Raw genomic sequence first — 23,908 nt, forward strand, 5'->3', positions numbered from 1 at the left:
TCACCGCCCCGATCAGTGTCGGGTTTACTCGCACGCATTCACTATAGACAAGAATTCCGCATGCAACCACTTTGCTTTTGATGGTTTTTTCCACGGTTAGGGCTTATGCGGTGCCTCCAGATACTCCTGAGACTGCATTTCCAGGAGGCGCGATTCAGTACGTTCAAATTCGAAGCTTAGGCGGCCACCGGAGTATAGCTGGGTGATAGGCGCTGCTGCGGAAATGATGACTTTTACGTTGCGATCGTAGAACTCGTCAATCATGTTTACGAAGCGACGGGATTGGTCATCCTTGTCACCTCCGAGCACAGGCACATTACTGACAATGATCGCGTGAAACTGGCGGGCCATTTCAATGTAATCATTCTGGCTGCGAGGCCCGTCGCACACGTCTTTAAAATCAAACCAAACCACATCATCCGCGTGCGCTTGGGCAGGAATCTTACGGCCATTAATTTCCATGCTTTTACTGTGCTTGCCGGCTTCAACCGCCAGCGCATCAAAACTTTGCCGCAAGCTGGCGTCAGCATCGGCGCCCAGAGGCGAGTAGTAGAGTTCGGCTTGCTCTAGCGTTCGCAGACGATAGTCTACGCCACCGTCTACATTCACCACATCTGTGTATTTATTTACAAGCGCAATGGCTGGCAGGAAGCGCGCCCTTTGCAGCCCATCCTTATAAAGACCATCGGGAATGATGTTGGACGTACACACTAACGAGACACCCCGCTTGAACAGCCCCTCCATTAGAGTTGCGAGGATCATGGCATCGCCGATATCGGAAACAAAAAACTCGTCAAAGCAGATTACACGGGTTTCATCGGCAAACTTTTTAGCCACCAAATCCAAGGGGTCTTTTTTGCCTTTAACGTTTTTCAGTTCTTGGTGAACACGCTGCATAAAGCGGTGAAAATGCACGCGCATCTTGCGCTTAAACGGTAGGGACTCGTAAAAAGTGTCCATCAGGTAGGTTTTTCCGCGGCCTACCCCACCCCAGAAGTACAGGCCTTTAACGGGTTCTTCTTTGCCTTTTTTCAACTTGCGCCGCAATTTGGTTACGGGTTTGCTGCGTTCGCTTTCCGCTTTCACCAGTTTGTCGTAAAGTGTCTGCAGACGTCGGATCGCATCCGCCTGTGCAGGGTCTTTGTGAAACTCCGGTTGCTCAAGATCCTTTTGGTAACGCTGCCAAGGTGTCTCGCTTGCAGTGGTTTCAGAAAGCATAGAATCTGTCATCAGGAATTCCCGGAGTCTGATCATGGATTTTGGCGGCGCATTATCGCGTATTTACGCTTTTTTCGCCACGCTGGCGAGCCGCTGGGCAATACGACGATTGGCGCAGCATTCAGGCATGGGCTGTTTAGGCTGCGAGCGTTATACTCTCTAGTGGATTAGCTCATTTTCAAAGCAACAGGACGACGAAACATATGACAAACCTGATTCTGGCAGCGGTAGCCGCATTGATTGTTGGCATTGTCATCGGAGTGATTTTTGGCCGTTCGGGGCAAGGTTCTTCGCTTCGGCAGCGCCGTGCGGAACAACAGGCAGAAGAGGTGCGTAACGAGTACACCCGCTATCAGGCTCAGGTAAACGAGCATTTTATGGAATCGGCGGATTTGTTGCGCCGTTTCAATGACGCTTACCGGGATGTAAACCAGCATATGGCTCGCGGGGCGAATCGTCTTTGCAATGATGAAGACTGGATGGCCGAGCTTGCCGAGCAGACTTCCCGCAAGCGTCTGGAAGAAGTTAGTGAGGATGGTCTTGAGCCACCCAGAGATTACGCGCCTAAGACTTCCGGGACGCTTTCCGAGGACTTTGGCTTAAAGAAGGGTGATAAGGCTGCCGAGGCCTGAGGACAGCTATCTAAACTGGGTTATCGCAGTCGATAAAACGGTGTTTGACTCCAAATTCTTTTTCTAGCGCCTCTCCCAGTGCTTTCACTCCATAGCGCTCTGTGGCGTGATGACCTGCTGCGTAATAATGGATTCCGCACTCGCGGGCAGTATGAGTGGTGGGTTCGGAAATCTCGCCACTGAGATAGGCGTCGAGGTCAGCGTCAATGGCTGCATTGATGAAACCTTGTGCAGCACCGGTGCACCACCCTACCCGTTTGATTTCGGCCTTCCCGGCTCCGACTTTTAGCGGTTCGCGGTGGAGCGCTCGGGCAATATGAAGGGAAAACTTTTCGGGGCTCATAGCTTCCAGCAACTCGCCTTCCCACACCAGTCCATTTAACGGGCGGGGATTTTCAATACCGAGGATATCCGCCAATTGGCGATTGTTGCCGTATTCGGGATGGTCGTCCAATGGGAGATGGTAGGCGACCAAGTTTATATCATTGTCTAGCAATCGCTTTAAGCGCTCACGCTTCATGCCCCGTATAGCTTGATCTTCGCCTTTCCAGAAGTAACCGTGGTGGACGATCAGCATGTCGGCATTTGCTGCTATGGCAGCTTCTATGAGATCACGGGAGGCGGTTACGCCGGTGACTATGGTGTTGATCTCACTTTTGCCTTCGACTTGCAGGCCGTTGGGGCAATAGTCCTGAAAGTTCTCAGGCTGCAGCCATTCATTCAGAACCGCAAGAATGCTTTCGCGTGTTGTCATGCGTTTTCTCCGCGTATATCACCGAAATTCAGGCGAGCGGGGCGCAGCTAGGCTTCCGGGAATGCCGGCGGCCAAGGATGGCCGACGACAAGCGCACATGGATGTGCTCGTAGCGGTTCCCGGAAGCCTCGCTGCGCCTCGCTCTTACCGTGAGCCTTAAGGCTAGGGTAATCGAAGAGCAGAGATCAATGCGCCATTTTGCTCTGGGGTACCAATGGTAATCCGCAAAAACTCGCTGATTCTTGGCTTGTTGAAATGGCGAACAATGATGCCCTGCTCTCTGAGCGCTTTGGCCAAGCTTTCACCGGACTTTTCTTTGTGGCGAGCAAACACGAAGTTGGCTTTGGAGGGTAGAACTTCAAAGTTCAGGTCTTCCAAGGCCTTAGTCACGCGCTCCCGCTCAGAGATTACACCCTCACAGGACTTCTGGAACCACTCTTGATCTTCATAGGCGGCTTTTGCTCCAGCCTGCGCCAGTCTGTCCAACGGGTAGCTATTGAAGCTATTCTTAACGCGATTCAGCGCTTCAATCAGTTCTGTGTGCCCGATGGCAAACCCAACTCGCAAGCCAGCCAATGAGCGGGCTTTGGAAAGCGTTTGGCAAACAAGCAGGTTAGGATATTGATCCACAAGTTTGATGGCGGATTCGCCGCCAAAATCCACATAAGCTTCATCGACCACGACAACACGCTCGGAGTTGGCCCGCAAGATAGCCTCTACGTGCTCCAGCCCAAGATAGCGGCCCGTGGGCGCATTGGGGTTGGGGAAGATAACTCCCCCGTTGGGCTGTTTGTAGTCGTCCGGATTGATCTCGAAGCTGTCTGTGAGGGGTACTTTGGTGCCTTCAATATTATAAAGACCGCAGTACACCGGATAGAAGCTGTAGGTAACATCCGGGAACAGGATGGGCTCGCCATGCTGGAAAAGGGCATAAAATATGTGAGCCAGCACTTCATCTGAGCCGTTGCCGAGAAATACTTGCTCGGGTTTTACGCTGTGATAGTCAGCGATGGTTTGGCGCAGGCCTTCGCCTTCGGGGTCCGGGTAGAGGCGCAGGCTGTCGTTGAGTTCAGCTTGAATGGCTTCTATGACTTTTGGTGATGGCCCGTAAGGGTTCTCGTTGGTATTTAGCTTTACCAGATTGGTCATCTTTGGCTGTTCGCCCGGTACGTAAGGAACCAGGCTTTTCACCATTGGACTCCAGAACTTACTCATCGTTTTGAATCCTGTACTCAGCTGAACGAGCATGGGCAGTAAGCCCCTCACCTCGCGCCAAAACCGACGCGACGCGACCCATCCGGTCTGCGCCCTTGGCGCTGAAACCTATGATAGACGAACGCTTCTGGAAGTCGTATACACCCAGCGGTGAAGAGAACCGAGCTGTACCGCTGGTGGGCAACACATGGTTCGGGCCAGCGCAGTAGTCGCCCAAAGCTTCAGCGGTATATCGCCCCATGAAGATGGCGCCAGCGTGACGGATTTCATCCAATAAGGCTTCGGGAGCTTCTACCGATAGCTCCAAGTGTTCGGGAGCGATGCGGTTGGAAACCTTAGCCGCCTCGCTTAGGTCTGTAACCTGTATCAAGGCCGCCCGGTCAGTCATGGACGTGCGGATAATGTCAGCTCGCTCCATGGTGGGTAGCAATTTGTTGATACTGGCTTCAACGGCATCCAAAAAATCGGCGTCCGGGCTGATCAATATGGACTGGGCTTGCTCATCGTGCTCAGCCTGAGAGAACAGATCCATCGCGATCCAGTCCGGGTCGGTTTTGCCGTCGCAGATCACAAGAATTTCCGAAGGGCCAGCGATCATGTCGATTCCGACAGTGCCGAAGACTTCCCGTTTCGCTGTGGCCACAAAAATATTACCGGGCCCAACGATTTTATCGACAGCAGGGATGGTTTCAGTACCGTATGCCAGAGCACCAACAGCTTGCGCACCACCTACGGTGAATACGCGATCAACGCCTGCGATAGCGGCTGCGGCAAGAACCAGATCATTCACTACTCCATCCGGGGTGGGCACAACCATAATGACTTCGCCTACACCGGCCACCTTGGCGGGAATAGCGTTCATCAAAACAGAAGAAGGATAAGCCGCTTTACCACCAGGCACATACAGCCCGGCACGATCCAGTGGCGTTACCTTCTGGCCAAGCACGGTGCCGTCTTCGTCTTGATACTGCCACGACTTCTGGTTCTGGCGCTCGTGATAATCCCGAACCCGGTCAGCAGCCTGCTCCAGCGCGACGCGCTGGTCTTCTGGAATAGCTCTCAAAGCCTGCTGCAAACGATTCTGGCTCATCTCCAGCTCAGCAACGCTGTCAACATTCAGCCGATCAAACTTCTCCGTAAACTCCAGAATCGCTTCATCACCGCGAGTTTTAACTTGATGCAGAATATGACGCACTGACTCGTTTACCTGATGATCAACGCTGTCATCCCAAGCCAGCAGCGTGGCTAGCTGGCTATCGAAGTCATTTTGGGAGGCGTTTAATCGTTTGATGTTAACGGTCATTGCTCAAATCCTGCTTTGGATTATTAACTTTATCTACGTTTATCGACGGCTGACGCCATCTTCTCAATGATGGGGTTAATCTGATGATGCTTCATCTTCATCGAAGCACGATTCACCACCAGTCTGGTGCTAATGTGGTCAATCAGCTCACGGGCTTCAAGTCCATTTGCTTTCAGAGTATTACCGGTATCCACGATATCAACTATCTCGTCAGCCAGACCCAAAATCGGCGCCAACTCCATCGCACCATACAGCTTGATGATATCCGCCTGCCGACCCTGCGCCGCATAATACCGGCGGGCCATATTAACAAACTTGGTTGCCACACGGATGCGCCCGGCAGGGGGCGTTCCGCCCTTTGGCCCAGCCGTCATCAGACGACAACGGGCAATGTTCAGATCCAGTGGCTCATAAAGCCCTTCACCGCCATGCTCCATCAGCACATCTTTACCCGTTACACCTAAATCCGCACCACCGTACTGTACATAAGTAGGCACATCGGTTGCGCGAAGAATAAGCACCCGCACATTAGGATCAGTGGTGGGAAACACCAGTTTGCGGGATTTTTTAATATCATCAACTAGCTCAATCCCGGCTTCCGCCAGTAATGGCAGAGTTTCTTCCAGGATTCGCCCCTTCGACAAGGCGATGGTAATGGAATCTGTCATGCGTCCTTCCGGTTTCCCGTTTGTGTCTGTCACGCTGGCAAACGGCGGATGCTTCCACCCAGCAGTTGCAGTTTCTCTTCAATGCACTCGTAACCGCGGTCAATATGGTAGATACGGTCAATAATCGTATCTCCGTCGGCCAAAAGGCCTGCGATAACAAGGCTAGCGGAGGCGCGCAAATCCGTCGCCATAACTGGCGCACCTGTAAGGTGCTCAACACCCTTAATAATGGCTGCGTTACCTTCAAGAGTGATATCAGCACCCATGCGAGTCAGCTCTTGCAAGTGCATGAAGCGGTTCTCGAATACAGTTTCGATGATGGTGCCTGTACCTTCCGCTATGGCGTTCATGGCAGCGAATTGAGCCTGCATATCGGTTGGAAAAGCCGGATAAGGCGCAGTACGAATGTTGACTGCCTTTGGCCGTTGGCCTTTCATATCCAGCTCAATCCAGTCGGGACCAGAAGTGATGTGAGCGCCAGCTTCTTCCAGTTTGAGCAACACTGCGTCTAAGAGATCTGCACGCGTATCTTTCAATTTTACCCGGCCACCCGTTGCAGCCGCTGCCACGAGATAGGTACCGGTTTCGATACGGTCTGGGAGCACGTTGTAATGACAACCGTGCAGACGCTCAACGCCTTCAATTTCAATGGTCGAAGTACCATGACCGGTAATCTTCGCACCCATGGCAATCAAGCACTCGGCCAAATCCACCACTTCTGGCTCGCGGGCAGCATTCTCAAGAATGGTTTTGCCGTCAGCAAGGGTTGCAGCCATCAATAGATTTTCAGTACCGGTTACCGTCACCACATCCATGAAGATGTGTGCACCCTTTAAGCGGCCGTTGGTCTTTGCCTTGATATAGCCGTTCTCTACCTTGATCTGCGCGCCCATTTGTTCAAGGCCTTGGATGTGCAGATTCACCGGACGACTGCCGATAGCACAGCCGCCTGGCAAAGACACTTCCGCTTCACCAAAGTGCGCCACTAACGGACCAAGAACCAAAATAGAGGCACGCATCGTCTTGACGAGTTCGTAGGGTGCGTGGAACTGGGTGATGGTATTGGCGTGTATCTCCACGCTCATTTTCTCATCAATCATCAAATCCACGCCCATGCGGCCCAGCAGCTCGATCATGGTGGTAACGTCGTGCAGATGCGGCAGGTTGCCAATCGTTACCGGCTCATCTGCCAGCAAGGTTGCAGCAAGGATTGGGAGCGCGGCGTTTTTGGCGCCCGAAATCCGGATTTCGCCGTCCAGAGGCTTGCGGCCCCGGATTAAAAGTCTATCCACAATAATAATCCTGTCGTGTGCGAGCAGCTCAGCTCTGGCGCGCAGCCCATTCAGCCGGTGTAAAAGGTTTCGGGTGAAGAGCGTGAATAGTGCCATCCAGAATTTGCTGGAATAGCGCCTTGTTGATCAGTTGCTGCCGCTTTATGCTCGACAGACCTTCAAAAACCTCACCTATAACAACCACCATGTAATGGTTACCGTCGATCTGCACCTGCACGTCGCAATCAGGCAGTGCTTGTTTGACCAACTGGGTGACTTCGGTGGCGTCCATAGTAAATCCTCAGGTATTTATGAAATCAGGGGCGGGATTGTAACCAATCCGCGAGGTTGCTCAAAGCGGCAAGCGAAACGAGACGATCAGGAGCGCCAGTGAATGATAGAGAAACGCCCTGCTTTTCCGCCAATCGAGCCCAGCAAAGAAGCATTGAAAGGATAACGCTGTGAGTCGTAGCCAAGCCCGCCAGATCCACCACCACCCCCTCGCTGGTGGCTGCAATCAAGCGTTCGCCCTCTGCTCGCAGTGGCGTCACATTGTGGGCATCGATTGCGCCGGAGACAGACAGTACGCCTGCCTCTAGCTGCACACTTGGGTAGTCAGTGCTCATGACTTATTCACTTCATCTTCCAGATTGAGTGATTTCACGGCGTCACTCCACCCTTCAATCACAACCTGAACCTGTCCACGGTTGGCTTCCATCTCTTGGGTAAAGCGGTCCCGGAAGGCAAGCCCGATATTCACCCCTTCAACAATCACATTTTCCATCATCCACTTACTACCTTCTTTGCGATACATGGAATAAGTCACTGCATGGCGATTTCCAGAAGCGGTGATCACCTCCATGGCCACAGACGCGCGGTTGCCGTCCTGAGGGTTAATCGCGGCATCGTTCACATTGATCTTAAAATCTTCAGCGCTCACCAGCGCCTGAGCGTAGCTATCGAATAAGCTGCGTTTGAATTTAGCCACAAACTCATCCCGCTGCTCAGGGGTCGTTTGACGTGCATAACGACCCATAACCCGGGCCGCGATTCGGCGAAAATCAACAAAACCTTCCAGCGCGTCATCCATGTTTTGGTAAAACGCTTCCGGGTCTCGCTCATAAAGGCCGCGCTCAGCCATGAGCTTTTCCACCAACCGTTGGGTATTTTCGTCTACGTACTGTTGTAAATCTTCTTCCGGACCGGCCTGAACTGATGCCACACAAAACGCCATCAGTGTCAGGGCGAAAAGAAATCGTTGTGTTAATGCAATCATCGGGCTTCTCCTGTTCTGGTACTCAACTGGCTTATTTGCCAGACGCAAAATTGCTGATCAGTCGCTCAATGTTCATGGCAGACTGAGTGGCGTAAAACGTATCGCCCGGTTCGAGGGAGTCCATGTCACCGCCAATGGATATATCAATGTACTGTTCACCCAGCAAACCGGATGTACGTATTACTGCAGCGCTATCCGCCGGAATGTTATCCACCTCGCCGTGAATAGACATGGCAACCCGCGCCTGAAAGGTTTCTTTGTTCAGAGTAATAGAGTCGATACTACCTACCGTTACACCTGCCATAGAAACCCTGCCACGGGGCGTGATACCGCCGGTATCGTTAAAGTCAGCATAAACGGTGTAGGTGCTTTTGGCCGACTTGGGTGATAACCCACTTACCTGCAGCGCCAAAAACAGTAGCGCAGCCAAACCGGCAAGCATAAACAGCCCAACTGCGATGTCCGTTGTTCTTTGTGTCATTACCGGCTCCCGGTGTTATCTCGTCAATCGTTAATCAGAAGTTGCCGAACATTACGGCAGTCAGCACAAAATCCAGACCCAACACAGCCAGCGAGGAATAGACCACCGTTTTTGTGGTAGCCGAGCTGATTCCCGCAGATGTGGGCACACAGTCGTAGCCTTGGTAAACAGCAATCCAGGCACAAACAAAACCGAAGACAATGCTTTTTATCACGCCATTTATAACATCATCCCGGAAGTCCACAGAGGCCTGCATGTTTCCCCAGTAGGAGCCTTCAAAAACACCAAGCCACTCAACGCCAACCAGCATGCCACCCCAAATACCTACCATTGAAAAAATGATAGCCAATACGGGCATGGCTATGAAACCCGCCCAGAGTCTTGGGGCGATAACCCGGCGCAATGGGTCCACACCCATCATTTCCATACTGGAGAGCTGCTCCGTGGCTTTCATTAGGCCGATTTCAGCAGTCAGCGCAGAACCTGCACGGCCAGCAAATAGCAATGCCGTCACCACGGGCCCGAGTTCCCGCACCAAGGTAAGCGCAATCATCTGGCCGATAGCGGCTTCGGAGCCAAAATCACTGAGTATGGTGTAGCCCTGAAGGCCGAGCACCATACCGATAAATAAGCCGGAAACAACAATGATAGCCAGCGAAAGCACGCCAACCGAATACAACTGCTTCAACAAAAGCGGGAAGCCCGTTACCGGGCGAGGAATGCCTGAAAGTACTCCTCCTAGAAACTGGCCAGCGCGCCCAATTGAAATAACAAAGCCTATACTGCTGCGCCCGAAGGACGCGATTCTGTCAATCACGAAGCACCTCCGGCTAGCCCGAAGTCTTCGGTGGCTGCCGAAGATGGGTAATGGAACGGTACAGGGCCGTCAGGATGCCCATTCAAAAACTGCTGCACCTGCTCTGACGGGTGCGCCTGAAGCTCTTCGGGCGTTCCGGTTCCGATCACTTTTCCGTCCGCAATAATGCAAGCGTAGTGGCAGATACTAAGAGATTCTTTAACATCGTGAGAGACCAGAACGCTGGTAAGCCCCATGGAGCTGTTGAGATCGCGAATGAGTTTTACCAGCACACCCATGCCAATCGGGTCCTGCCCGGCAAAGGGCTCATCGTACATAATCAACTCAGGATCCAGCGCAATACTACGAGCAAGTGCCACGCGCCGGTTCATACCGCCGGAAAGTTCCGAAGGCATAAGCTTGCGAGCACCGCGCAGTCCAACGGCTTCGAGCTTCATCAACACTATGTCGTTTATCATGTCTTCCGGCAGCTTGGTGTGCACTCGCATCGGGAAGGCCACGTTCTCGTAAACGCTCAAATCAGTAAACAGCGCTCCACTTTGAAACAGCATGCCCATTTTTTCCCGAAACTTATAAAGCTCCTTGCGGCGGAGTTCGGAGATAGCGTGGCCATCCACCGTCAAGCTCCCGGAATCTTGCCGTAACTGGCCACCTATCAGGCGTAGCAAAGTGGTTTTTCCGCTGCCACTTGGCCCCATAATAGCAGTGATTTTTCCACGGGGAATATCAACAGTCACACCGTTAAAAATTCGGCGACCAGAGCGGGAAAACACAACGTCTTTTAATGATATGTACGAACCCAAACCCATAGCTCTTACCTTTAAGTCCTTTGCTTCCACCCCGGAACTTCCTATTGAATCGATCACTCTTAGCTTTGGGGGAGCGGCTACATTATGCCAAGGAGCCTTCAAGCTCAATCTATGGTTCCCAAAATGAATTGATAGCAATGATCAATTTCACCGAACTTACCGGAACCGAACTGCTCAACCCGCGGGAAATGTTATACTCCTTCAACCGAATCGCGCTCCCGTCTTTCAAACAGAAAGCATTAACGAGAAAGCAGGCCCTTCGCCCAATGACTGATCTAAAAGCACAGGATTTCCGGAACTCTGCACTTCAGGCCATACGCATTGAGCGTGACGCCATTAGCGCGCTAGAAAACCGCGTAGACCATCATTTTGTACGTGCCTGTGAAGTTATCATGGCATGTAGAGGCCGGGTTGTTGTTACGGGTATGGGTAAATCCGGCCACATTGGCCACAAGATTGCGGCCACACTTGCCAGCACCGGCACCCCGTCTTTTTTTGTTCACCCAGGGGAAGCCAGCCACGGCGACATGGGAATGATTACCAGCCAAGACGTGGTTATTGCCATTTCGAACAGCGGCAACACCAGCGAAGTAGTTACCATTTTGCCACTTATTAAACGAATGGGCGCCCCCTTAATCAGCATGACAGGCAATCCGGATTCCACACTGGCTAAAGAAGCGGTCGCAAATTTGGATGTCAGCGTTAAAACAGAGGCTTGCCCGCTTGGCTTGGCGCCGACGTCCAGCACCACTGCTACGCTGGTAATGGGCGATGCTTTAGCGGTAGCTTTGCTTGATGCTCGGGGGTTCAGCGCAGAGGACTTTGCGTTCTCGCACCCGGGAGGTAGTCTGGGGCGGAAACTTCTGTTACGAGTGTCAGATATCATGCACGTTGGCGACCGAATTCCCATGGTTGATGAAGACACTACCCTGAGCGGTGCTTTGCTGGAGATATCCCGAAAGGGTCTGGGCATGACCACGGTAGTGAGCGCCACCGGCACCATGACCGGAATTTTCACAGACGGCGATCTTCGCCGCACACTTGATAAATCCATTGACGTTCACACTACCCCCATTCGGGATGTAATGACTCAAAATGGCAAAACCATTCAAGCGGACCAACTGGCTGCCGAAGCGCTCAACATTATGGAAGGCTTAAAAATCAGCGCGCTCCCTGTCACTGACGGAAGTGGTGCCTTGGTCGGTGCCATCAACATGCATGACCTGCTACGCGCCGGTGTTATCTGAGCAATACACATCAAAAGGGCAACACCATGGCAGAACTAAAAAGCCCGCTGGAAGATATCTGGCCAGCACCGCTACTTGTGAAAGCGGCAGCCATCAAGCTGCTTGCTTTAGACGTTGACGGTATCATGAGTGATGGCACGGTCTACTTCAGCGCCACAGGTGACGAACTCAAAGGCTTCAATATTCTGGATGGGCTTGGCCTGAAGCAGCTAATGGCCGCCGGGATCACCGTGGCGGTCATTACCGGCCGCAGCTCGCCCTTAACTGAAAAGCGCATGTCAGACCTAAAAATCCCCCATTTAATGCAAGGGCGTGAAGACAAAAAGGTCGCACTTGAAGAGCTGGCCAGCGTTTTAAAACTTGCACCGGAAGCCATTGCCTACATGGGCGACGATCTACCGGACTTACCCGCCATTCGTTATGCCAGCTTAGGGGTGACGGTACCCAACGGATATTGGCTGATCAAAGAGCATGCGGATTACTGCACTCAGGCTAGCGGAGGCCATGGTGCAGTGCGCGAACTCTGCGACCTGCTGTTGACAGCCGGAGGGCACCTAAGCAAAGCCCTGTCACCGTATTTGGAGCCATAAGCATGGCAGAAAATGCCAAACGTAGCCGCCTGTCAAAATTGGCTCTGGCAAATAAGCCAAGACTGCGCATGCTAGGCTTGGCAATAACCGTTGCCGCTACTTTTTTTCTGCTTTGGCAAGGCGATGAACCACCGCTTAGTAGCTACAGTGATGCAAAAAAGCTCCGGGGTGATGCAGAGCCAGACGGTTTTGTCATCAATGGCAGCTACACATCATACGATGAAGTTGGCAACCGTAAGATCGTCTTTACAAGCCCACGCATAGAGCAGTTTGAAGAGGGAAATGTGGCCACCATGGAGTTTCCCAGAGCAGAACTGTTTGGCACCACCGGAGAGGGGCCGTGGGTTCTGAATGCTGAAAACGGTAAGCTACGGCAAAACGAAGACCTGCTTTATCTCACCGGCAAGGTTAATGTGGTGCGAACAATTGGAGACCGGGAAGCCACACTCAAAACCGAAAGCCTTACGTTAGACAACAAAAAAGGCACTGTTTACACCGGCGACCCGGTTGAAATTACAGACAGTGTTGGCACTACAAGTGCGACAGGGATGAAGGCGTGGATCGACGAACGAATTCTGGAGCTCAACTCTCAGGTAAAAGGACGCTATGAAACCGCTCAATAATCTTATGCGCAAGCTTGTGGCGGCCTTTCTGGCCGTAGGCCTTGCCAGCTCTGCAATGGCGTTTGATCTTGATTCCGATCAGCCAATCACGGTCAGCGCTGACAACGCCCGGTTGGATGACGGTCAGGGCATAGCCACCTACACCGGGGCGGTTGAACTGGCACAGGGCAATACCCGGCTTACTGCCGAGCGGGTCGTTCTGTACCGCAGCGCCGAGGGCCTCAATCGAATCGAGGCTAACGGTTCCCCTGCCCGCTACCAGCAACCGGTTGTCGGCGGCGAAGGCGAAACCGATGCCAGAGCCCGAAACATTGTCTGGTCCGCCACTGACAAGCAGCTCATCTTTGAACGAGGTGCTGTCATTGAGCAGAATGGCAATATATTCCGTGGCGATATTATTCGCTATGACACCGAGCAACGCGTGGTTACCGCAGAGGGCGGCGAGAATAGCGGTGGCGGCTCGGGCCGGGTCGAGATGATTATCCAGCCCCGCGGCAACAGTTCCGGCTCCACCCAATAACAGCTGATCACAGCAAACAGGAATCCGATGGCAGTTCTCAGAGCGAGCAATCTGGCGAAAAGCTACAAGCAAAAAAAGGTGGTTATCGACGTTTCGTTGGAAATTCGCAGCGGTGAAATCGTCGGCCTGCTTGGCCCTAATGGTGCAGGCAAAACCACATGTTTCTACATGATTGTAGGGCTAGTAAACGCTGATAACGGCCGTATAACCATCGACAGCCAAGATATTACACCTCTCCCCATGCATGGGCGGGCACGCAAAGGGATTGGCTATCTGCCGCAAGAGGCCTCGGTGTTCCGTAAGCTGTCAGTGCGGGACAACATTATGGCGATTTTGGAAACCCGCAAAAAACTCACTCGGGCCGAGCGTTTGAGCAAGCTTGAACAACTACTGGAAGAGTTCCATATTACCCATATCCGCGACAGTCTAGGTATGGCACTTTCTGGCGGTGAACGGCGACGTGTAGAGATTGCCCGGGCCTTGGCAATGGAGCCTGCCTTTATTCTGCTGGATGAACCATTTGCAGGCGTAGATCCCATCTCCGTAAGCGACATCAAACAAATTATCCGGCACTTGCGGGACAAAGGCATTGGCGTGTTGATAACCGACCACAACGTTCGGGAAACGCTGGATATTTGCGAGAACGCCTATATTGTCTCTGGCGGGCACATTATCGCCTCTGGAAACTCCGAAACCATTCTTGCCAACCAACTGGTTAAAGAAGTCTATCTTGGCGACGAGTTTCGCCTTTAGGCTAGATTTTCGTTACGACAGAACGACCGCTCGATTGTTTTGCTGACCCGGAGCAAGTAAACTCGGCAGAGAACTTGCTAGAGTATACTTAATTGGCGGCAAGTAGCCGACATACAAAGATTTTTTGCCAATGCAAGAAATTCGGAGCGGGTATAAGTGACGGATCCTGAGCAATGGTTATGAAAGCCTCATTACAATTAAAGCTGGGTCAGAGCCTGACAATGACGCCCCAGCTGCAGCAGGCGATCAGGCTTCTACAGTTATCGACACTCGACCTTCAGCAGGAAATCCAGCAAGCTCTGGAATCCAATCCCCTGCTGGAATCCCAAGAGGACGACGATCAAGTCGATATGCCTGCTGCCGACGGCGAGCAGAATCAGGACCAAGCCTCGGACGAGAGCTCATCTGAACCGGTAACAGATGCATCCGGCTCAGACTGGGACGAGAGCGAAAACGGCCCTGACTGGCAATCTGAGAACGACATTCCCGACACCATTCCAGACGACCTTCCCGTTGACACTGCCTGGGACGATATTTATCAGTCTGCCCCTGCCCCGGCAGCGCGCAACGAAGACGAAAGCGATCACGATTTCGAGACCCGGAACTCTCCTAGCGAAACCCTTAGGGACCATCTTGAGTGGCAGCTAAACCTAACGCCTTTGAGCGAGCGTGATCAAGCCATTGCCCATGCGCTCATGGACGCCGTAGACGAGCAAGGCTACCTCACGAGCCCAGTAGAGGAAATCTACAGCGGGCTGTCGGACGATACAGAGGCAGACCCTCTGGAGCTGGATGAAGTGGAGGCCGTATTACGTAGGCTGCAGTACTTTGATCCACCCGGGGTCTTCGCCCGAAACCTCCAGGACTGCCTGCTAATTCAGTTGAACCAACTACCCCCAGAAACCCCTTATCTTGCTCAGGCGCGACTGGTCATCACTCATTACATAAACCTTCTAGGCAACCGAGACTACGCCCAACTACTGCGCCGCAGCCGCCTAAAAGAAGACCAGCTACGCGACGTACTCGCGCTGATAACCAGCCTCAACCCTCGCCCGGGAGACATCATTGACCGCACTGAGCCGGACTACGTCATTCCAGATGTTATTGTGCGCAAACACAATGGCCGCTGGCGAGTCGAGCTAAATCCTGAAATTGCACCACGCATACGCGTAAATGCCAGCTATGCTTCATTAATAAAGCGAGCGGACAGCAGTGCTGACAATACTTACCTGCGCGATCAGCTTCAGGAGGCAAAATGGTTTATCAAAAGCCTGCAAAGCCGAAACGAAACCTTGTTGAAAGTTGCAACCCGAATTGTTGAATATCAACAAGGTTTTCTGGATCACGGCGAAGAAGCAATGAAGCCACTGATCCTCTCGGATATCGCCCAGCTTGTGGAAATGCATGAATCGACTATTTCCCGTGTAACCACACAGAAATACATGCACACACCCAGGGGGGTATTCGAGTTGAAGTACTTTTTCTCCAGCCACGTCAGTACCGATGAAGGTGGAGAGTGCTCATCAACGGCTATCCGTGCAATGATCAAAAAGTTGATCGCGGCAGAAACACCGAAAAAGCCATTGAGTGATAGCAAAATTGCAGCCATGCTGGGGGAACAGGGTATTAAGGTGGCGCGTCGCACGGTTGCAAAATACCGCGAGGCGATGCACATTCCGCCTTCCAATGAGCGCAAGCGACTGGTTTAAACCCGGCACCGAAAATAGATTTACGTGGATTTTTCGCTGGTGCAGCCATGCTCCGGCACTCAGGCCGGCCACTAGAGCCGGAACGGATGACAATAGGAGACGTCTATGCAACTCAACATTTCAGGCCATCACGTAGAATTGACTCCAGCCCTGAAAGACTATGTAGCTGAAAAACTTGAACGACTTGAGCGGCACTTCGACCACATTAGTAACTGCCAGGTAACACTGGAAGTGGATAAGGTTCGACAGATTGCGGATGCGACGCTCCACGTGGTGGGTGGTGAAATCCACGCAAAAGCTGAAAGTGAAGATATGTATGCGGCAATCGATGGCCTCGTCGACAAGCTTGATCGACAGATCATCAAGCATAAAGAGAAAAATTTGGACAGGATGCAGGGAAACACCGCCCGCTAGGCGATAGTTTTCAGGCATGTCATCTAATCAGGCTGCGGCGCGGGCAACGTGTCGCAGCTTTTTTAACGGAAGCGCGGTCGATTCATGAGCGACACATCCCTAACAATAGACAATATCCTTGCGCCGGAACTGACGCTATGCAAGGTACCCGCATCTAGCAAAAAGCGGGTTCTGGAATTCATTGCCGAGCAGATTCGCCAGCACAACGATGTTGTCAGCGAAGGACAGATTTTCAACAATCTGATTGCTCGCGAGCGGCTTGGTAGCACCGGCATCGGCCAGGGGATTGCGATTCCCCACTGTCGTCTAGAAGGGCTTGAGCAAGTCATCGGCGTACTGATGACCCTGGAAGAGGCCGTTGATTTTGATGCAATCGATAACCAACCAGTGGATCTTATATTTGCACTTGTTGTGCCCAAAGAAGCCACCAGCGAGCACCTTGAGTTACTAAGCCAGCTCGCCGAAAAATTCAACGAGCGCACGTTCTGCGACAGTCTTCGGCAGTGCGAAGATGCGCAAACGCTTTACCAACGCATGACCGCAACAAGCGGCTGATATTCACTCTGGCAACAGGCTGTTTCACTATGAAGCTGATCATCGTCAGTGGCCGGTCCGGCTCCGGCAAGAGTACCGCTCTTCACGTGCTGGAGGATCTGGGATTCTACTGCATTGATAACTTACCTATTGGGCTTCTATTCCCTCTTACACGGGAAGCCGCAAACCAGAGCGCGCCAGGGCGGCTTGACAAGATGGCCGTCAGCATTGATGCCCGTAATCTGTCTGGTGAGTTGGCTAATTTTGAGGAAATCTACCGTAAGCTCCGCAAAGAAGAGATTCAGGTAGAGATCATCTATCTTGACGCCGACGAGCAGTCTCTGCTGCAACGATTCCACGCTACACGGCGGAAACACCCGTTGAGCGACGACAAGACTTCCTTGAGAGAAGCCATTACCAACGAAAAAGATCTGCTCGAACCGCTTTCGAAGCTCTCAGATTTGTACATCAACACCAAAGGTCTGTCGATGTATGAGCTTCGGGATATGGTGAAGCAACGAGTTGCTGGCCGAAAAGACCAAGAGCTGGCGCTACTGTTCCAGTCCTTCGGGTTTAAACACGGTGTGCCTCTGGATTCGGATTACGTATTTGATGTACGGTGTTTGCCCAACCCCTACTGGGACACCAGCTTGCGCAAGTTTACAGGCTTGGACCAATCGGTTATCGAGTTTCTCGAGAACGAATCCGCTAGCCGTAAAATGGTGAATGACCTGATTGCGTTTCTGGAAAACTGGATACCATCCTTCGCCGACAGCAATCGCAGTTACATGACCATTTCTATCGGCTGTACCGGCGGCCAACACCGATCTGTGTATATCTGCGAGCAGTTGGGACAGCACTTCCGCGAGCACTCCAGCAACGTGCAAGTACGCCATACCGAATTGCCCCACCTGCAGGACCGGAACGAGGTCTGATATACCGTGATACGTCACCCCATTGTTATTATTAACAAACTTGGCCTACACGCTCGGGCTACTGCGAAATTGGTGGCCACCGCTTCAAAGTTCGACAGCTCCGTGAAGGTTTGCGGCAAAGGCCGCGAGGTGGATGCAAAAAATATCATGCAGGTGATGATGCTCGCCGCCAGCAAAGGTACCGAAGTGGAATTGGTGGCCGATGGGCCAGATGAGCAAAAAGCTATTGAAGCCTTATCTGAATTGATTACTGACTATTTCGGCGAAGGCGAGTAAACCGCTCTTTTTTGCACCACCCTGCCCCTTTTCTCAGATACATTCCTCTAACTCTTTCTCACTTGCACCGGCTAACTTCGTTATAATACAGGCGTTTTCTGACTGCAGGTGATTCATGTCCGATATTCTGGAAAAAAGCCAAGCCCGCCAACGTTTACGCTCACTCAGTGAAGCGCTAGATAGTGGTGCGCTGAAGCAGGTTGCCCGTATTCTCAACGGCGGCCTGAGCCCCAGCGATATTGCCCACCTACTGGAATCATCGCCACCACGCCAGAGAGCCCTGCTCTGGAATCTGGTCGATAAGCAGCTGGAAGGCGACGTTCTTCAGTATCTTAACGAGGATATTCGGGCCGAATACCTGAGCCGACTGAACGCTCAGGAACTGGCAGATATCATTGAAGACTTCGAGTCGGACGATCTCGCCGACCTTCTGCAACAGCTGCCAGACAAAGTCATCCAAGAAGTTCTGGACACCATGGATGATCAGGACCGGCAGCGGGTTGAGGAAGTCCTATCCTACCCGGAGGACACTGCCGGCGGCCTGATGAATACGGACACCATCACTGTCCGGCCTGATATCAGCATTGACGTCGTATTACGTTACCTTCGTCGCCACCGCGCGCTGCCCCCGATGACCGACAGCCTGATTGTGGTAAGCCGACGCGACGAGTTCATCGGTATGCTGCCTATCACCAAAATGCTTGTTTCCAATCAGGCGGCCACCGTTCGCGAGGTAATGGATACCGACATTGAACCCATACCCGTCACACTTTCGGATACCAAAGTAGCCACTCTGTTTGAACGCTATGACCTTATCTCCGCGCCGGTGGTGAATCAAGAAGGTCACCTGCTAGGCCGAATCACCATCGATGACGTGGTAGATGTTATTCGGGAAGACGCAGATCATTCGTTGTTGAGTATGGCCGGTCTTGATGATGACGAAGATACCTTCGCGCCCGTTTGGAAAACAACCCGCCGCAGGGCCGTCTGGCTGGGTGTTAACCTGCTAACTGCTTTTATTGCTTCTGCCGTGATTGGACTGTTTGAAGACACGATTGAGAAGGTGGTTGCTCTAGCAGTGCTCATGCCCATTGTGGCGAGCATGGGCGGAATCGCCGGTAGCCAGACCTTAACACTGGTGATTAGAGGCATGGCTGTTGGCCAGATCAGCGGCACCAACGTGGGCTGGCTACTGAACCGAGAGTTTCTTTCCGCTATTCTCAACGGAATGCTCTGGGCTGGCGTGGTGGCAGCGGCAGCCACCATCTGGTTTCAGGATCTAACGATAGGCGCCATTATTGCCGCTGCATTGATTTTTAATCTCGTTGCCGCGGCGCTAGTGGGTACAGTACTGCCATTGTTCCTAAAATCCCGTAACATCGACCCGGCACTGGCAGGTAGCGTTATACTGACAACCGTCACAGATGTGGTCGGGTTTATGTCTTTTCTCGGCCTTGCGACCATTTTTTACGCCTGAATCGGCAAATTTGGATGAAATCATGATCGACGACCACCAAGATGACGAGGCACCGCAATACTCGGGGCCAAGCAAGTCTCAACTTAAACGGGATATGCATGCACTCCAAGGCATTGGCAAGCGCATGCTGGAGCTGAGTAACGAGCAGCTTGATACTCTGACCATCAGTGACACGCTTCGAAGCGCTATTGAGGAGTCTCGAAGGATCAAGCAAAACGAGGCCAAGCGCCGCCACCTGCAGTACATTGGTAAAATTATCCGGCAAGAAGACGATCCCGAGGCGGTAGAGCGGGCTATTGATGCTTTCGATTCGGGGAGCGAGGAACACACGCGCCGCCACCACTTGGCTGAGCGCTGGCGCGACCGCATGATTGCTGAGGGCGACTCGGTAACTGGCGAATTCTTCAATTACTGCCCCGACGCTGACATACAGCACCTACGCAATCTTGTTCGCAATGCGCGCAAGGATATGGAAAAACAGAAAAATACCGGACAAGCCCGCAAGCTATTCCGCTACTTACGAGAGTGCGTCGACGAAGCGGAGGCCTGATTCTGCGAGCGCCAGCCGGTTAATCACCCGTATCGAATACGCTGCGTAGATCCACCAAAGGGTCGTCCCAGGTTCCCGTCACGTTATAGGTGGCGCTTGTAAGCCTACTGAGAGGATCACCCAGTACCTTGTCCAGCACAAACAGCGCGCCTCCAATGGGCGCGCTGGCTCCCATGAGCAAGGCAGCCAAGGGCAGGTTTTGGGTGAGCGGCAATACCACAACCAGCCGCATATCAAATACCTCTTGGGCGAGACTGGTGCTTCCGCTGAGTTTGAAAGCACCTGAAGGTCCTACCACCTGCAGCTCCGGGTTCATCGTCAGAAGACCATCTTCAAGGCGAGCATGACCCGAGATGGCATCAAAGGCGACACCCCGTTCATACAAATCAGAGAAATCCAGCTTTAGCCTACGCCAAAGCGTATCGGCATTAAGCAGGTTGAATATCCTAAACACCTGCGCGCTATTGTTGCTCTCCAGAATGACTCCGTCATCTAAACGAAAGCTGACATTTCCGCTTAGGCTCGCAAGCTCAAACTCGTCCGGGCGCCCGGGCCAAGCCAAATCCAATTCAATATTGGTCTGTTTATTGGAGAGTGGCACTTCGGCATCAAACAGCTCGCCAAGATCTGCCAGCGCGCCACCAGTGATCGAACCGGCAAACTGACTGGTCTCACGGTTATCCACCACACTCCATGACATATCGCCCAGCAGCCTAATCGATTTGAGTCGACCTTCGATGCCGGTTATGTTGAGCCTCTGGTGCTCGGGCCGTATGTGGAAAGACCAGCGCCCAAGGCTTTCATCGTTAAGGCGCAGATCGGAGATCGCGATATCCACATCTGGCCAGCTTCCGATATCCATAGAGCGAAAGGCTTCCAGTTGCTGCTCTATGGTTAACAGTTCTGGGGCTTCCTTTGCTGCGGTTTCGTCCCGCACTAAACGCACTGCGGCAAAATCGGCGGTGATCAGGCTTCGATCATCAGGAATATCAACCCGGCCAATCGCCCGCTCTGAAATGGTACTTAAAACCCAGCGGTCGCCCAAATCAAGAGCCTCTAGCTCTATGTTTGTAAGGGTTTGCCCCCCTAAATAAAGCTCTTCTAAGGTCAGCTGAACCCCAGAATCCTTCCACAACAACTCAAAGGTCCCACGGTTCTCCCAGGTACCCGAAATGCCTAGCCCTCTGTCCGACTCAGTATCTATCTCGGCGACCAGAGGTGCGGCCTGACTTGCCTCTTTGGAAAAAGGTTCTGGCCAATCGATAGTTAGGCCTTCCAGATTGGAACGAACCGTTAAACGCGGGGGCCTTTCCTCCGAAATATCCAGTTGTGCAGAGTATTCAAAAGTACCTTTAAGCCCGTACTGGCCGCTACCGGAATCACCGCCGTTCGAGTTCTGGTCGTCCATACCCGCCATGCGGAGTACGCTAGGAACAGACAGAATACCGATTTGCTCGATCCGTAGCGCACTTGCAGCTCCGGGCTGACTGAGCGCGACACTCACTGGCTCATCAAGAAAGTTTGCTCGCAAGGGTGCTCCCGAAAAGCCTTTTAAAGAATGGTAAGTCAGACCACCGGAGATTCTGTCCCAGCGCAGATCTGCATTGGGATAAGTTATCGAGCCATCCCTTGTGCGTATATTCGCCTCGACCACTGGGGGTGCCTTGTCTTTAAGCGGCAGGTCAATGGCTAGATCGAGTTTGTAGCTACCGCCATACTTCAAATTAGCGGCCTCGGTACCAGCCATATCGCCAAAAGGGGTGTTAGCCATCCAGTACACGATGGCATTGGCCGGCACCGGCGCTGAAACATCCACGCGCACCAGCGCACCCTCTTTTTCAGGGGTAACCGCTACGGTACTTGGCTCCAGCGCCAAGCCTCCGGTTGTCCCAGTCGCCAGAGACACCAAAGTGTCGCCGTTCTGTACATCAACGCGCCCTGTTGCATCCGTCACCTCCGGCCATTGGTCGTCGTATCGAACAGTGGCGCTCTCAAACTCATACCACATGGAGGATACAAAGGAGCCCGAGGGGGAATTTTCGCCGATTTGGCCGTGCCCATAATAAACACCTGATGTTACATCGGCTTTCGTGATGGCTGTGGTTAGCCACTCATAAAGCCCTTCATCCACCACTTTTTGTGGAACGAAGGCCGATAGCATAGAAGCCTCACCATTCTCGACACCCACACGAAGACCGAGGTTGTCTTCGCCTTGTTCATCTAGCCTGAGATCGAAAGCACCGCGCAAACGGGTACGTTCGCCATAGCTCAGGCGTATGTCATCTGCATAAACCCGGGTTATCGGGCCATCCAGACGCCAGGCGACCGTGGCAGACAACTCGGGGAAAGCCCATTCGCCGCTGAACAACTCCGGGAACGATAGAGTCACCGGCTGCACACCTGAACGCGCACGCACATATCCGGCACTCTGATCCACGTATATAAAGCCGTTCACCCCGCCTGCTGCCGGAGCACCATCGTATGCCGCGACCCCGGAATCCCGTAGTCGACCTGAGAATTCAAACGTATTGTCTCCACTCCCCGGTACCCGAACTTTCATACCATCCAGAAAACCCACTGGGCGATAATCGTTCAGTGCATCAATGGCCCATGGGGGCAAGATCGGGAGTCTGGCAGTTAGGCGCCTTAGGGGGCGTAGAGGCAAAGCGTCGGCGGTGATGGTTATTCCGCCGGGCTCCGGGAGCAGCTTCAGGCTGAACGGCGGTACCTCGTCCCCATCCCAGGTCCAAGCTAGCTGTTTAAGGTGCCACTCACCGATGGTCTCTGGTCGGTCACTATCCTCGTCCGGGTTTTCCATCACAGCACTATGGCGGCGCCAGCCAAATTGGGCGCCGATATCTTCCAGAGGAGCCAAGGATTCACCATCAACGCCCAACTGCAAGTAGGGCGTTCTTACGGTGCCACTGACTTGTTGCAAGATACCTTTGCGAAAAGTCAGCCAGGCTTCACCTCCCAGATCAAACCCTTCAACACGGATATCTCGCCATTGGTATTCGTCAATCAAGCCATCAAACAGGCGACCAGAATCCACATCAAGGTAAAGCTGGCCACTGAAATCACCGCGGAAGAAGTGTTTTCCAACAAGGGTGAAGCTGGCAAGTTGTTGGGTTGTGGCAGATTGCATGGCACGCCCAGATGCACGGAACAAGCCTTGCTGATATCGCAGATCGAGCTGGGGGATATCAAGGTGACGGAGCTGACCTTGATTATCTCGAATGCCTAGGTTCACCCGAGTCACTTTTATATAAGGATCCGACAGCCATTTTCCGGCAACTTCCAACCAATAGCGAAAGCGGTTATTGAGGGGCTCCGGGAAATCGGCACCCCTAACTCCCACTTCACCGCTATCCATTTGGCTCAGTGTCAACTCAAGCCCGTCGGCTTCAAAATCCTCAAACACGATTCGAAAACGCATTAACGATGCCAACGCATCAAAGCGGATAGTTAAATGCTGCAAACTCACCACCCGAACTCCGGAATCCGGATTGGTAACTTCTATGTTTTGAGCGGTAAACGAGGGATCGAGCCAAAACCAGCGCGAAGAGAGGCTTCCAATCCTGACTTCGTGGCCTAGACGCGTGGAGAGTTCTTGGGAAAGGTCATCCCGGAAGGCGTCCACATTTTGCGTAAGCTGGCGACCAATGCCCGCGTAGAGCGCGAGTAGCACAAGCACAACCAGCAGCAGCCACCAAACGGCATTGGTTAAAACGGCTATCAAGCGCACAGGTTGGCTTTCCGGGCAGTTCTCCGGCAAAGGAGGTGGGCGTTCGGAAGAAGACATCCGGGGTGTCACGTTTAATCACCCCCTATGCCGA

The 23,908-nt window shown here is 52.8% G+C and carries 26 protein-coding genes; 13 read left to right on the forward strand and 13 right to left on the reverse strand.

All coding sequences use genetic code 11. From position 1 onward, the window contains the following. Positions 1-96 precede the first annotated feature (96 nt). A complete protein-coding gene (gene zapE / locus KO508_RS12310) occupies positions 97-1,230 on the reverse strand; it encodes a cell division protein ZapE (protein WP_216008601.1) in 1,134 nt (377 codons plus the stop codon). 191 nt (positions 1,231-1,421) lie between these two features. Between zapE and KO508_RS12315 the strand changes: the two genes are divergently transcribed. Then, a complete protein-coding gene (locus KO508_RS12315; RefSeq protein ID WP_216008602.1) occupies positions 1,422-1,850 on the forward strand; it encodes a YhcB family protein in 429 nt (142 codons plus the stop codon). 10 nt (positions 1,851-1,860) lie between these two features. Here KO508_RS12315 and KO508_RS12320 read toward each other — a convergent pair whose 3' ends face one another. The 11 genes from KO508_RS12320 to KO508_RS12370 form a co-directional block, all read right to left on the reverse strand. Next, a complete protein-coding gene (locus KO508_RS12320; protein ID WP_216008603.1) occupies positions 1,861-2,604 on the reverse strand; it encodes a Nif3-like dinuclear metal center hexameric protein in 744 nt (247 codons plus the stop codon). Positions 2,605-2,766: 162 nt separating this feature from the next. After that, positions 2,767-3,819 (reverse strand): histidinol-phosphate transaminase, encoded by a 1,053-nt coding sequence (hisC, locus tag KO508_RS12325; protein WP_216008604.1) that lies wholly within the window; start codon positions 3,817-3,819, stop codon positions 2,767-2,769. Then, positions 3,812-5,122 (reverse strand): histidinol dehydrogenase, encoded by a 1,311-nt coding sequence (hisD, locus tag KO508_RS12330; RefSeq protein ID WP_216008605.1) that lies wholly within the window; start codon positions 5,120-5,122, stop codon positions 3,812-3,814. Before hisD ends, hisC begins: the two co-directional genes overlap by 8 nt. A gap of 29 nt (positions 5,123-5,151) precedes the next feature. Further along, entirely contained in the window at positions 5,152-5,790 is a 639-nt protein-coding gene (hisG, locus tag KO508_RS12335) for an ATP phosphoribosyltransferase (protein WP_216008606.1), read from the reverse strand. A gap of 29 nt (positions 5,791-5,819) precedes the next feature. Next, positions 5,820-7,082, reverse strand: coding sequence for a UDP-N-acetylglucosamine 1-carboxyvinyltransferase (gene murA, locus KO508_RS12340; RefSeq protein ID WP_216008607.1), 1,263 nt, complete (start codon positions 7,080-7,082; stop codon positions 5,820-5,822). A gap of 28 nt (positions 7,083-7,110) precedes the next feature. After that, positions 7,111-7,353 carry a BolA family protein gene (locus KO508_RS12345; protein WP_216008608.1) on the reverse strand — a complete coding sequence of 81 codons (243 nt, stop codon included), beginning with the start codon at positions 7,351-7,353 and terminating at the stop codon, positions 7,111-7,113. Positions 7,354-7,378: 25 nt separating this feature from the next. Next, positions 7,379-7,687, reverse strand: a complete 309-nt coding sequence (locus KO508_RS12350; protein WP_216008609.1) for an STAS domain-containing protein — start codon at positions 7,685-7,687, stop codon at positions 7,379-7,381. Next, positions 7,684-8,337 carry a Tgt2/MlaC family protein gene (locus KO508_RS12355; protein ID WP_216008610.1) on the reverse strand — a complete coding sequence of 218 codons (654 nt, stop codon included), beginning with the start codon at positions 8,335-8,337 and terminating at the stop codon, positions 7,684-7,686. The genes KO508_RS12350 and KO508_RS12355 overlap by 4 nt, the downstream gene beginning before the upstream one ends. A 31-nt stretch (positions 8,338-8,368) precedes the next feature. After that, positions 8,369-8,818: an outer membrane lipid asymmetry maintenance protein MlaD gene (mlaD, locus tag KO508_RS12360; protein WP_216008611.1), complete on the reverse strand. Its 450-nt coding sequence runs from the start codon at positions 8,816-8,818 to the stop codon at positions 8,369-8,371. A gap of 34 nt (positions 8,819-8,852) precedes the next feature. Continuing rightward, the gene (gene mlaE, locus KO508_RS12365) at positions 8,853-9,635 is read right to left on the reverse strand and encodes a lipid asymmetry maintenance ABC transporter permease subunit MlaE (RefSeq protein ID WP_216008612.1); all 783 of its coding nucleotides are present in this window, start codon (positions 9,633-9,635) and stop codon (positions 8,853-8,855) included. Continuing rightward, a complete protein-coding gene (locus KO508_RS12370; protein WP_216008856.1) occupies positions 9,632-10,444 on the reverse strand; it encodes an ABC transporter ATP-binding protein in 813 nt (270 codons plus the stop codon). Before KO508_RS12370 ends, mlaE begins: the two co-directional genes overlap by 4 nt. Positions 10,445-10,710: 266 nt before the next feature. Between KO508_RS12370 and KO508_RS12375 the strand changes: the two genes are divergently transcribed. The 12 genes from KO508_RS12375 (at position 10,711) to yjgA (ending at position 20,072) form a co-directional block, all read left to right on the forward strand. Next, positions 10,711-11,691, forward strand: a complete 981-nt coding sequence (locus KO508_RS12375) for a KpsF/GutQ family sugar-phosphate isomerase (RefSeq protein ID WP_216008613.1) — start codon at positions 10,711-10,713, stop codon at positions 11,689-11,691. 26 nt (positions 11,692-11,717) lie between these two features. Then, on the forward strand, positions 11,718-12,281 hold the full coding sequence (locus KO508_RS12380) for a KdsC family phosphatase (RefSeq protein WP_216008614.1): 564 nt from the start codon (positions 11,718-11,720) through the stop codon (positions 12,279-12,281). Positions 12,282-12,283: 2 nt separating this feature from the next. Then, positions 12,284-12,904, forward strand: a complete 621-nt coding sequence (gene lptC, locus KO508_RS12385; protein WP_216008615.1) for an LPS export ABC transporter periplasmic protein LptC — start codon at positions 12,284-12,286, stop codon at positions 12,902-12,904. Further along, positions 12,888-13,424: a lipopolysaccharide transport periplasmic protein LptA gene (gene lptA / locus KO508_RS12390; RefSeq protein ID WP_216008616.1), complete on the forward strand. Its 537-nt coding sequence runs from the start codon at positions 12,888-12,890 to the stop codon at positions 13,422-13,424. The genes lptC and lptA overlap by 17 nt, the downstream gene beginning before the upstream one ends. 27 nt (positions 13,425-13,451) lie before the next feature. Beyond that, the gene (lptB, locus tag KO508_RS12395; protein WP_216008617.1) at positions 13,452-14,177 is read left to right on the forward strand and encodes an LPS export ABC transporter ATP-binding protein; all 726 of its coding nucleotides are present in this window, start codon (positions 13,452-13,454) and stop codon (positions 14,175-14,177) included. A gap of 179 nt (positions 14,178-14,356) precedes the next feature. Further along, positions 14,357-15,886, forward strand: coding sequence for an RNA polymerase factor sigma-54 (locus tag KO508_RS12400; protein WP_252738086.1), 1,530 nt, complete (start codon positions 14,357-14,359; stop codon positions 15,884-15,886). 105 nt (positions 15,887-15,991) lie between these two features. Further along, positions 15,992-16,300 (forward strand): ribosome hibernation promoting factor, encoded by a 309-nt coding sequence (gene hpf / locus KO508_RS12405; protein ID WP_216008619.1) that lies wholly within the window; start codon positions 15,992-15,994, stop codon positions 16,298-16,300. 84 nt (positions 16,301-16,384) lie between these two features. Then, entirely contained in the window at positions 16,385-16,855 is a 471-nt protein-coding gene (gene ptsN / locus KO508_RS12410; RefSeq protein WP_216008620.1) for a PTS IIA-like nitrogen regulatory protein PtsN, read from the forward strand. A 29-nt stretch (positions 16,856-16,884) separates the two neighbouring features. Continuing rightward, positions 16,885-17,769: an RNase adapter RapZ gene (gene rapZ, locus KO508_RS12415; RefSeq protein ID WP_216008621.1), complete on the forward strand. Its 885-nt coding sequence runs from the start codon at positions 16,885-16,887 to the stop codon at positions 17,767-17,769. A 6-nt stretch (positions 17,770-17,775) separates the two neighbouring features. Further along, on the forward strand, positions 17,776-18,045 hold the full coding sequence (locus tag KO508_RS12420) for an HPr family phosphocarrier protein (RefSeq protein ID WP_216008622.1): 270 nt from the start codon (positions 17,776-17,778) through the stop codon (positions 18,043-18,045). Between the two features lie 115 nt (positions 18,046-18,160). Further along, a complete protein-coding gene (gene mgtE / locus KO508_RS12425) occupies positions 18,161-19,522 on the forward strand; it encodes a magnesium transporter (RefSeq protein WP_216008623.1) in 1,362 nt (453 codons plus the stop codon). A 25-nt stretch (positions 19,523-19,547) separates the two neighbouring features. After that, positions 19,548-20,072, forward strand: coding sequence for a ribosome biogenesis factor YjgA (gene yjgA, locus KO508_RS12430; RefSeq protein WP_216008857.1), 525 nt, complete (start codon positions 19,548-19,550; stop codon positions 20,070-20,072). 19 nt (positions 20,073-20,091) lie between these two features. Here the strand turns inward: yjgA and KO508_RS12435 are convergent, their stop codons facing one another. After that, positions 20,092-23,874 carry a YhdP family phospholipid transporter gene (locus KO508_RS12435; RefSeq protein ID WP_216008624.1) on the reverse strand — a complete coding sequence of 1,261 codons (3,783 nt, stop codon included), beginning with the start codon at positions 23,872-23,874 and terminating at the stop codon, positions 20,092-20,094. Positions 23,875-23,908 lie beyond the last annotated feature (34 nt).

Origin of the sequence: Marinobacter salexigens (genome assembly GCF_018860765.1) — a bacterium.
GTDB lineage: Bacteria > Pseudomonadota > Gammaproteobacteria > Pseudomonadales > Oleiphilaceae > Marinobacter > Marinobacter salexigens_A.

What these genes read in the sequence shown, in the direction of transcription:
- KO508_RS12375 (WP_216008613.1), top strand. Translation starts at nt 10,711, where the DNA reads ATGACTGATCTAAAAGCACAGGATTTCCGGAACTCTGCACTTCAGGCC.
- hisD (WP_216008605.1), bottom strand. Translation starts at nt 5,122, where the DNA reads ATGACCGTTAACATCAAACGATTAAACGCCTCCCAAAATGACTTCGAT.
- KO508_RS12350 (WP_216008609.1), bottom strand. Translation starts at nt 7,687, where the DNA reads ATGAGCACTGACTACCCAAGTGTGCAGCTAGAGGCAGGCGTACTGTCT.
- KO508_RS12380 (WP_216008614.1), top strand. Translation starts at nt 11,718, where the DNA reads ATGGCAGAACTAAAAAGCCCGCTGGAAGATATCTGGCCAGCACCGCTA.
- hisC (WP_216008604.1), bottom strand. Translation starts at nt 3,819, where the DNA reads ATGAGTAAGTTCTGGAGTCCAATGGTGAAAAGCCTGGTTCCTTACGTA.
- KO508_RS12315 (WP_216008602.1), top strand. Translation starts at nt 1,422, where the DNA reads ATGACAAACCTGATTCTGGCAGCGGTAGCCGCATTGATTGTTGGCATT.
- KO508_RS12355 (WP_216008610.1), bottom strand. Translation starts at nt 8,337, where the DNA reads ATGATTGCATTAACACAACGATTTCTTTTCGCCCTGACACTGATGGCG.
- hpf (WP_216008619.1), top strand. Translation starts at nt 15,992, where the DNA reads ATGCAACTCAACATTTCAGGCCATCACGTAGAATTGACTCCAGCCCTG.
- lptC (WP_216008615.1), top strand. Translation starts at nt 12,284, where the DNA reads ATGGCAGAAAATGCCAAACGTAGCCGCCTGTCAAAATTGGCTCTGGCA.
- mlaD (WP_216008611.1), bottom strand. Translation starts at nt 8,818, where the DNA reads ATGACACAAAGAACAACGGACATCGCAGTTGGGCTGTTTATGCTTGCC.
- ptsN (WP_216008620.1), top strand. Translation starts at nt 16,385, where the DNA reads ATGAGCGACACATCCCTAACAATAGACAATATCCTTGCGCCGGAACTG.
- hisG (WP_216008606.1), bottom strand. Translation starts at nt 5,790, where the DNA reads ATGACAGATTCCATTACCATCGCCTTGTCGAAGGGGCGAATCCTGGAA.
- KO508_RS12370 (WP_216008856.1), bottom strand. Translation starts at nt 10,444, where the DNA reads ATGGGTTTGGGTTCGTACATATCATTAAAAGACGTTGTGTTTTCCCGC.
- lptB (WP_216008617.1), top strand. Translation starts at nt 13,452, where the DNA reads ATGGCAGTTCTCAGAGCGAGCAATCTGGCGAAAAGCTACAAGCAAAAA.
- KO508_RS12400 (WP_252738086.1), top strand. Translation starts at nt 14,357, where the DNA reads ATGAAAGCCTCATTACAATTAAAGCTGGGTCAGAGCCTGACAATGACG.
- zapE (WP_216008601.1), bottom strand. Translation starts at nt 1,230, where the DNA reads ATGACAGATTCTATGCTTTCTGAAACCACTGCAAGCGAGACACCTTGG.
- rapZ (WP_216008621.1), top strand. Translation starts at nt 16,885, where the DNA reads ATGAAGCTGATCATCGTCAGTGGCCGGTCCGGCTCCGGCAAGAGTACC.
- KO508_RS12320 (WP_216008603.1), bottom strand. Translation starts at nt 2,604, where the DNA reads ATGACAACACGCGAAAGCATTCTTGCGGTTCTGAATGAATGGCTGCAG.
- lptA (WP_216008616.1), top strand. Translation starts at nt 12,888, where the DNA reads ATGAAACCGCTCAATAATCTTATGCGCAAGCTTGTGGCGGCCTTTCTG.
- KO508_RS12345 (WP_216008608.1), bottom strand. Translation starts at nt 7,353, where the DNA reads ATGGACGCCACCGAAGTCACCCAGTTGGTCAAACAAGCACTGCCTGAT.
- mgtE (WP_216008623.1), top strand. Translation starts at nt 18,161, where the DNA reads ATGTCCGATATTCTGGAAAAAAGCCAAGCCCGCCAACGTTTACGCTCA.
- KO508_RS12435 (WP_216008624.1), bottom strand. Translation starts at nt 23,874, where the DNA reads ATGTCTTCTTCCGAACGCCCACCTCCTTTGCCGGAGAACTGCCCGGAA.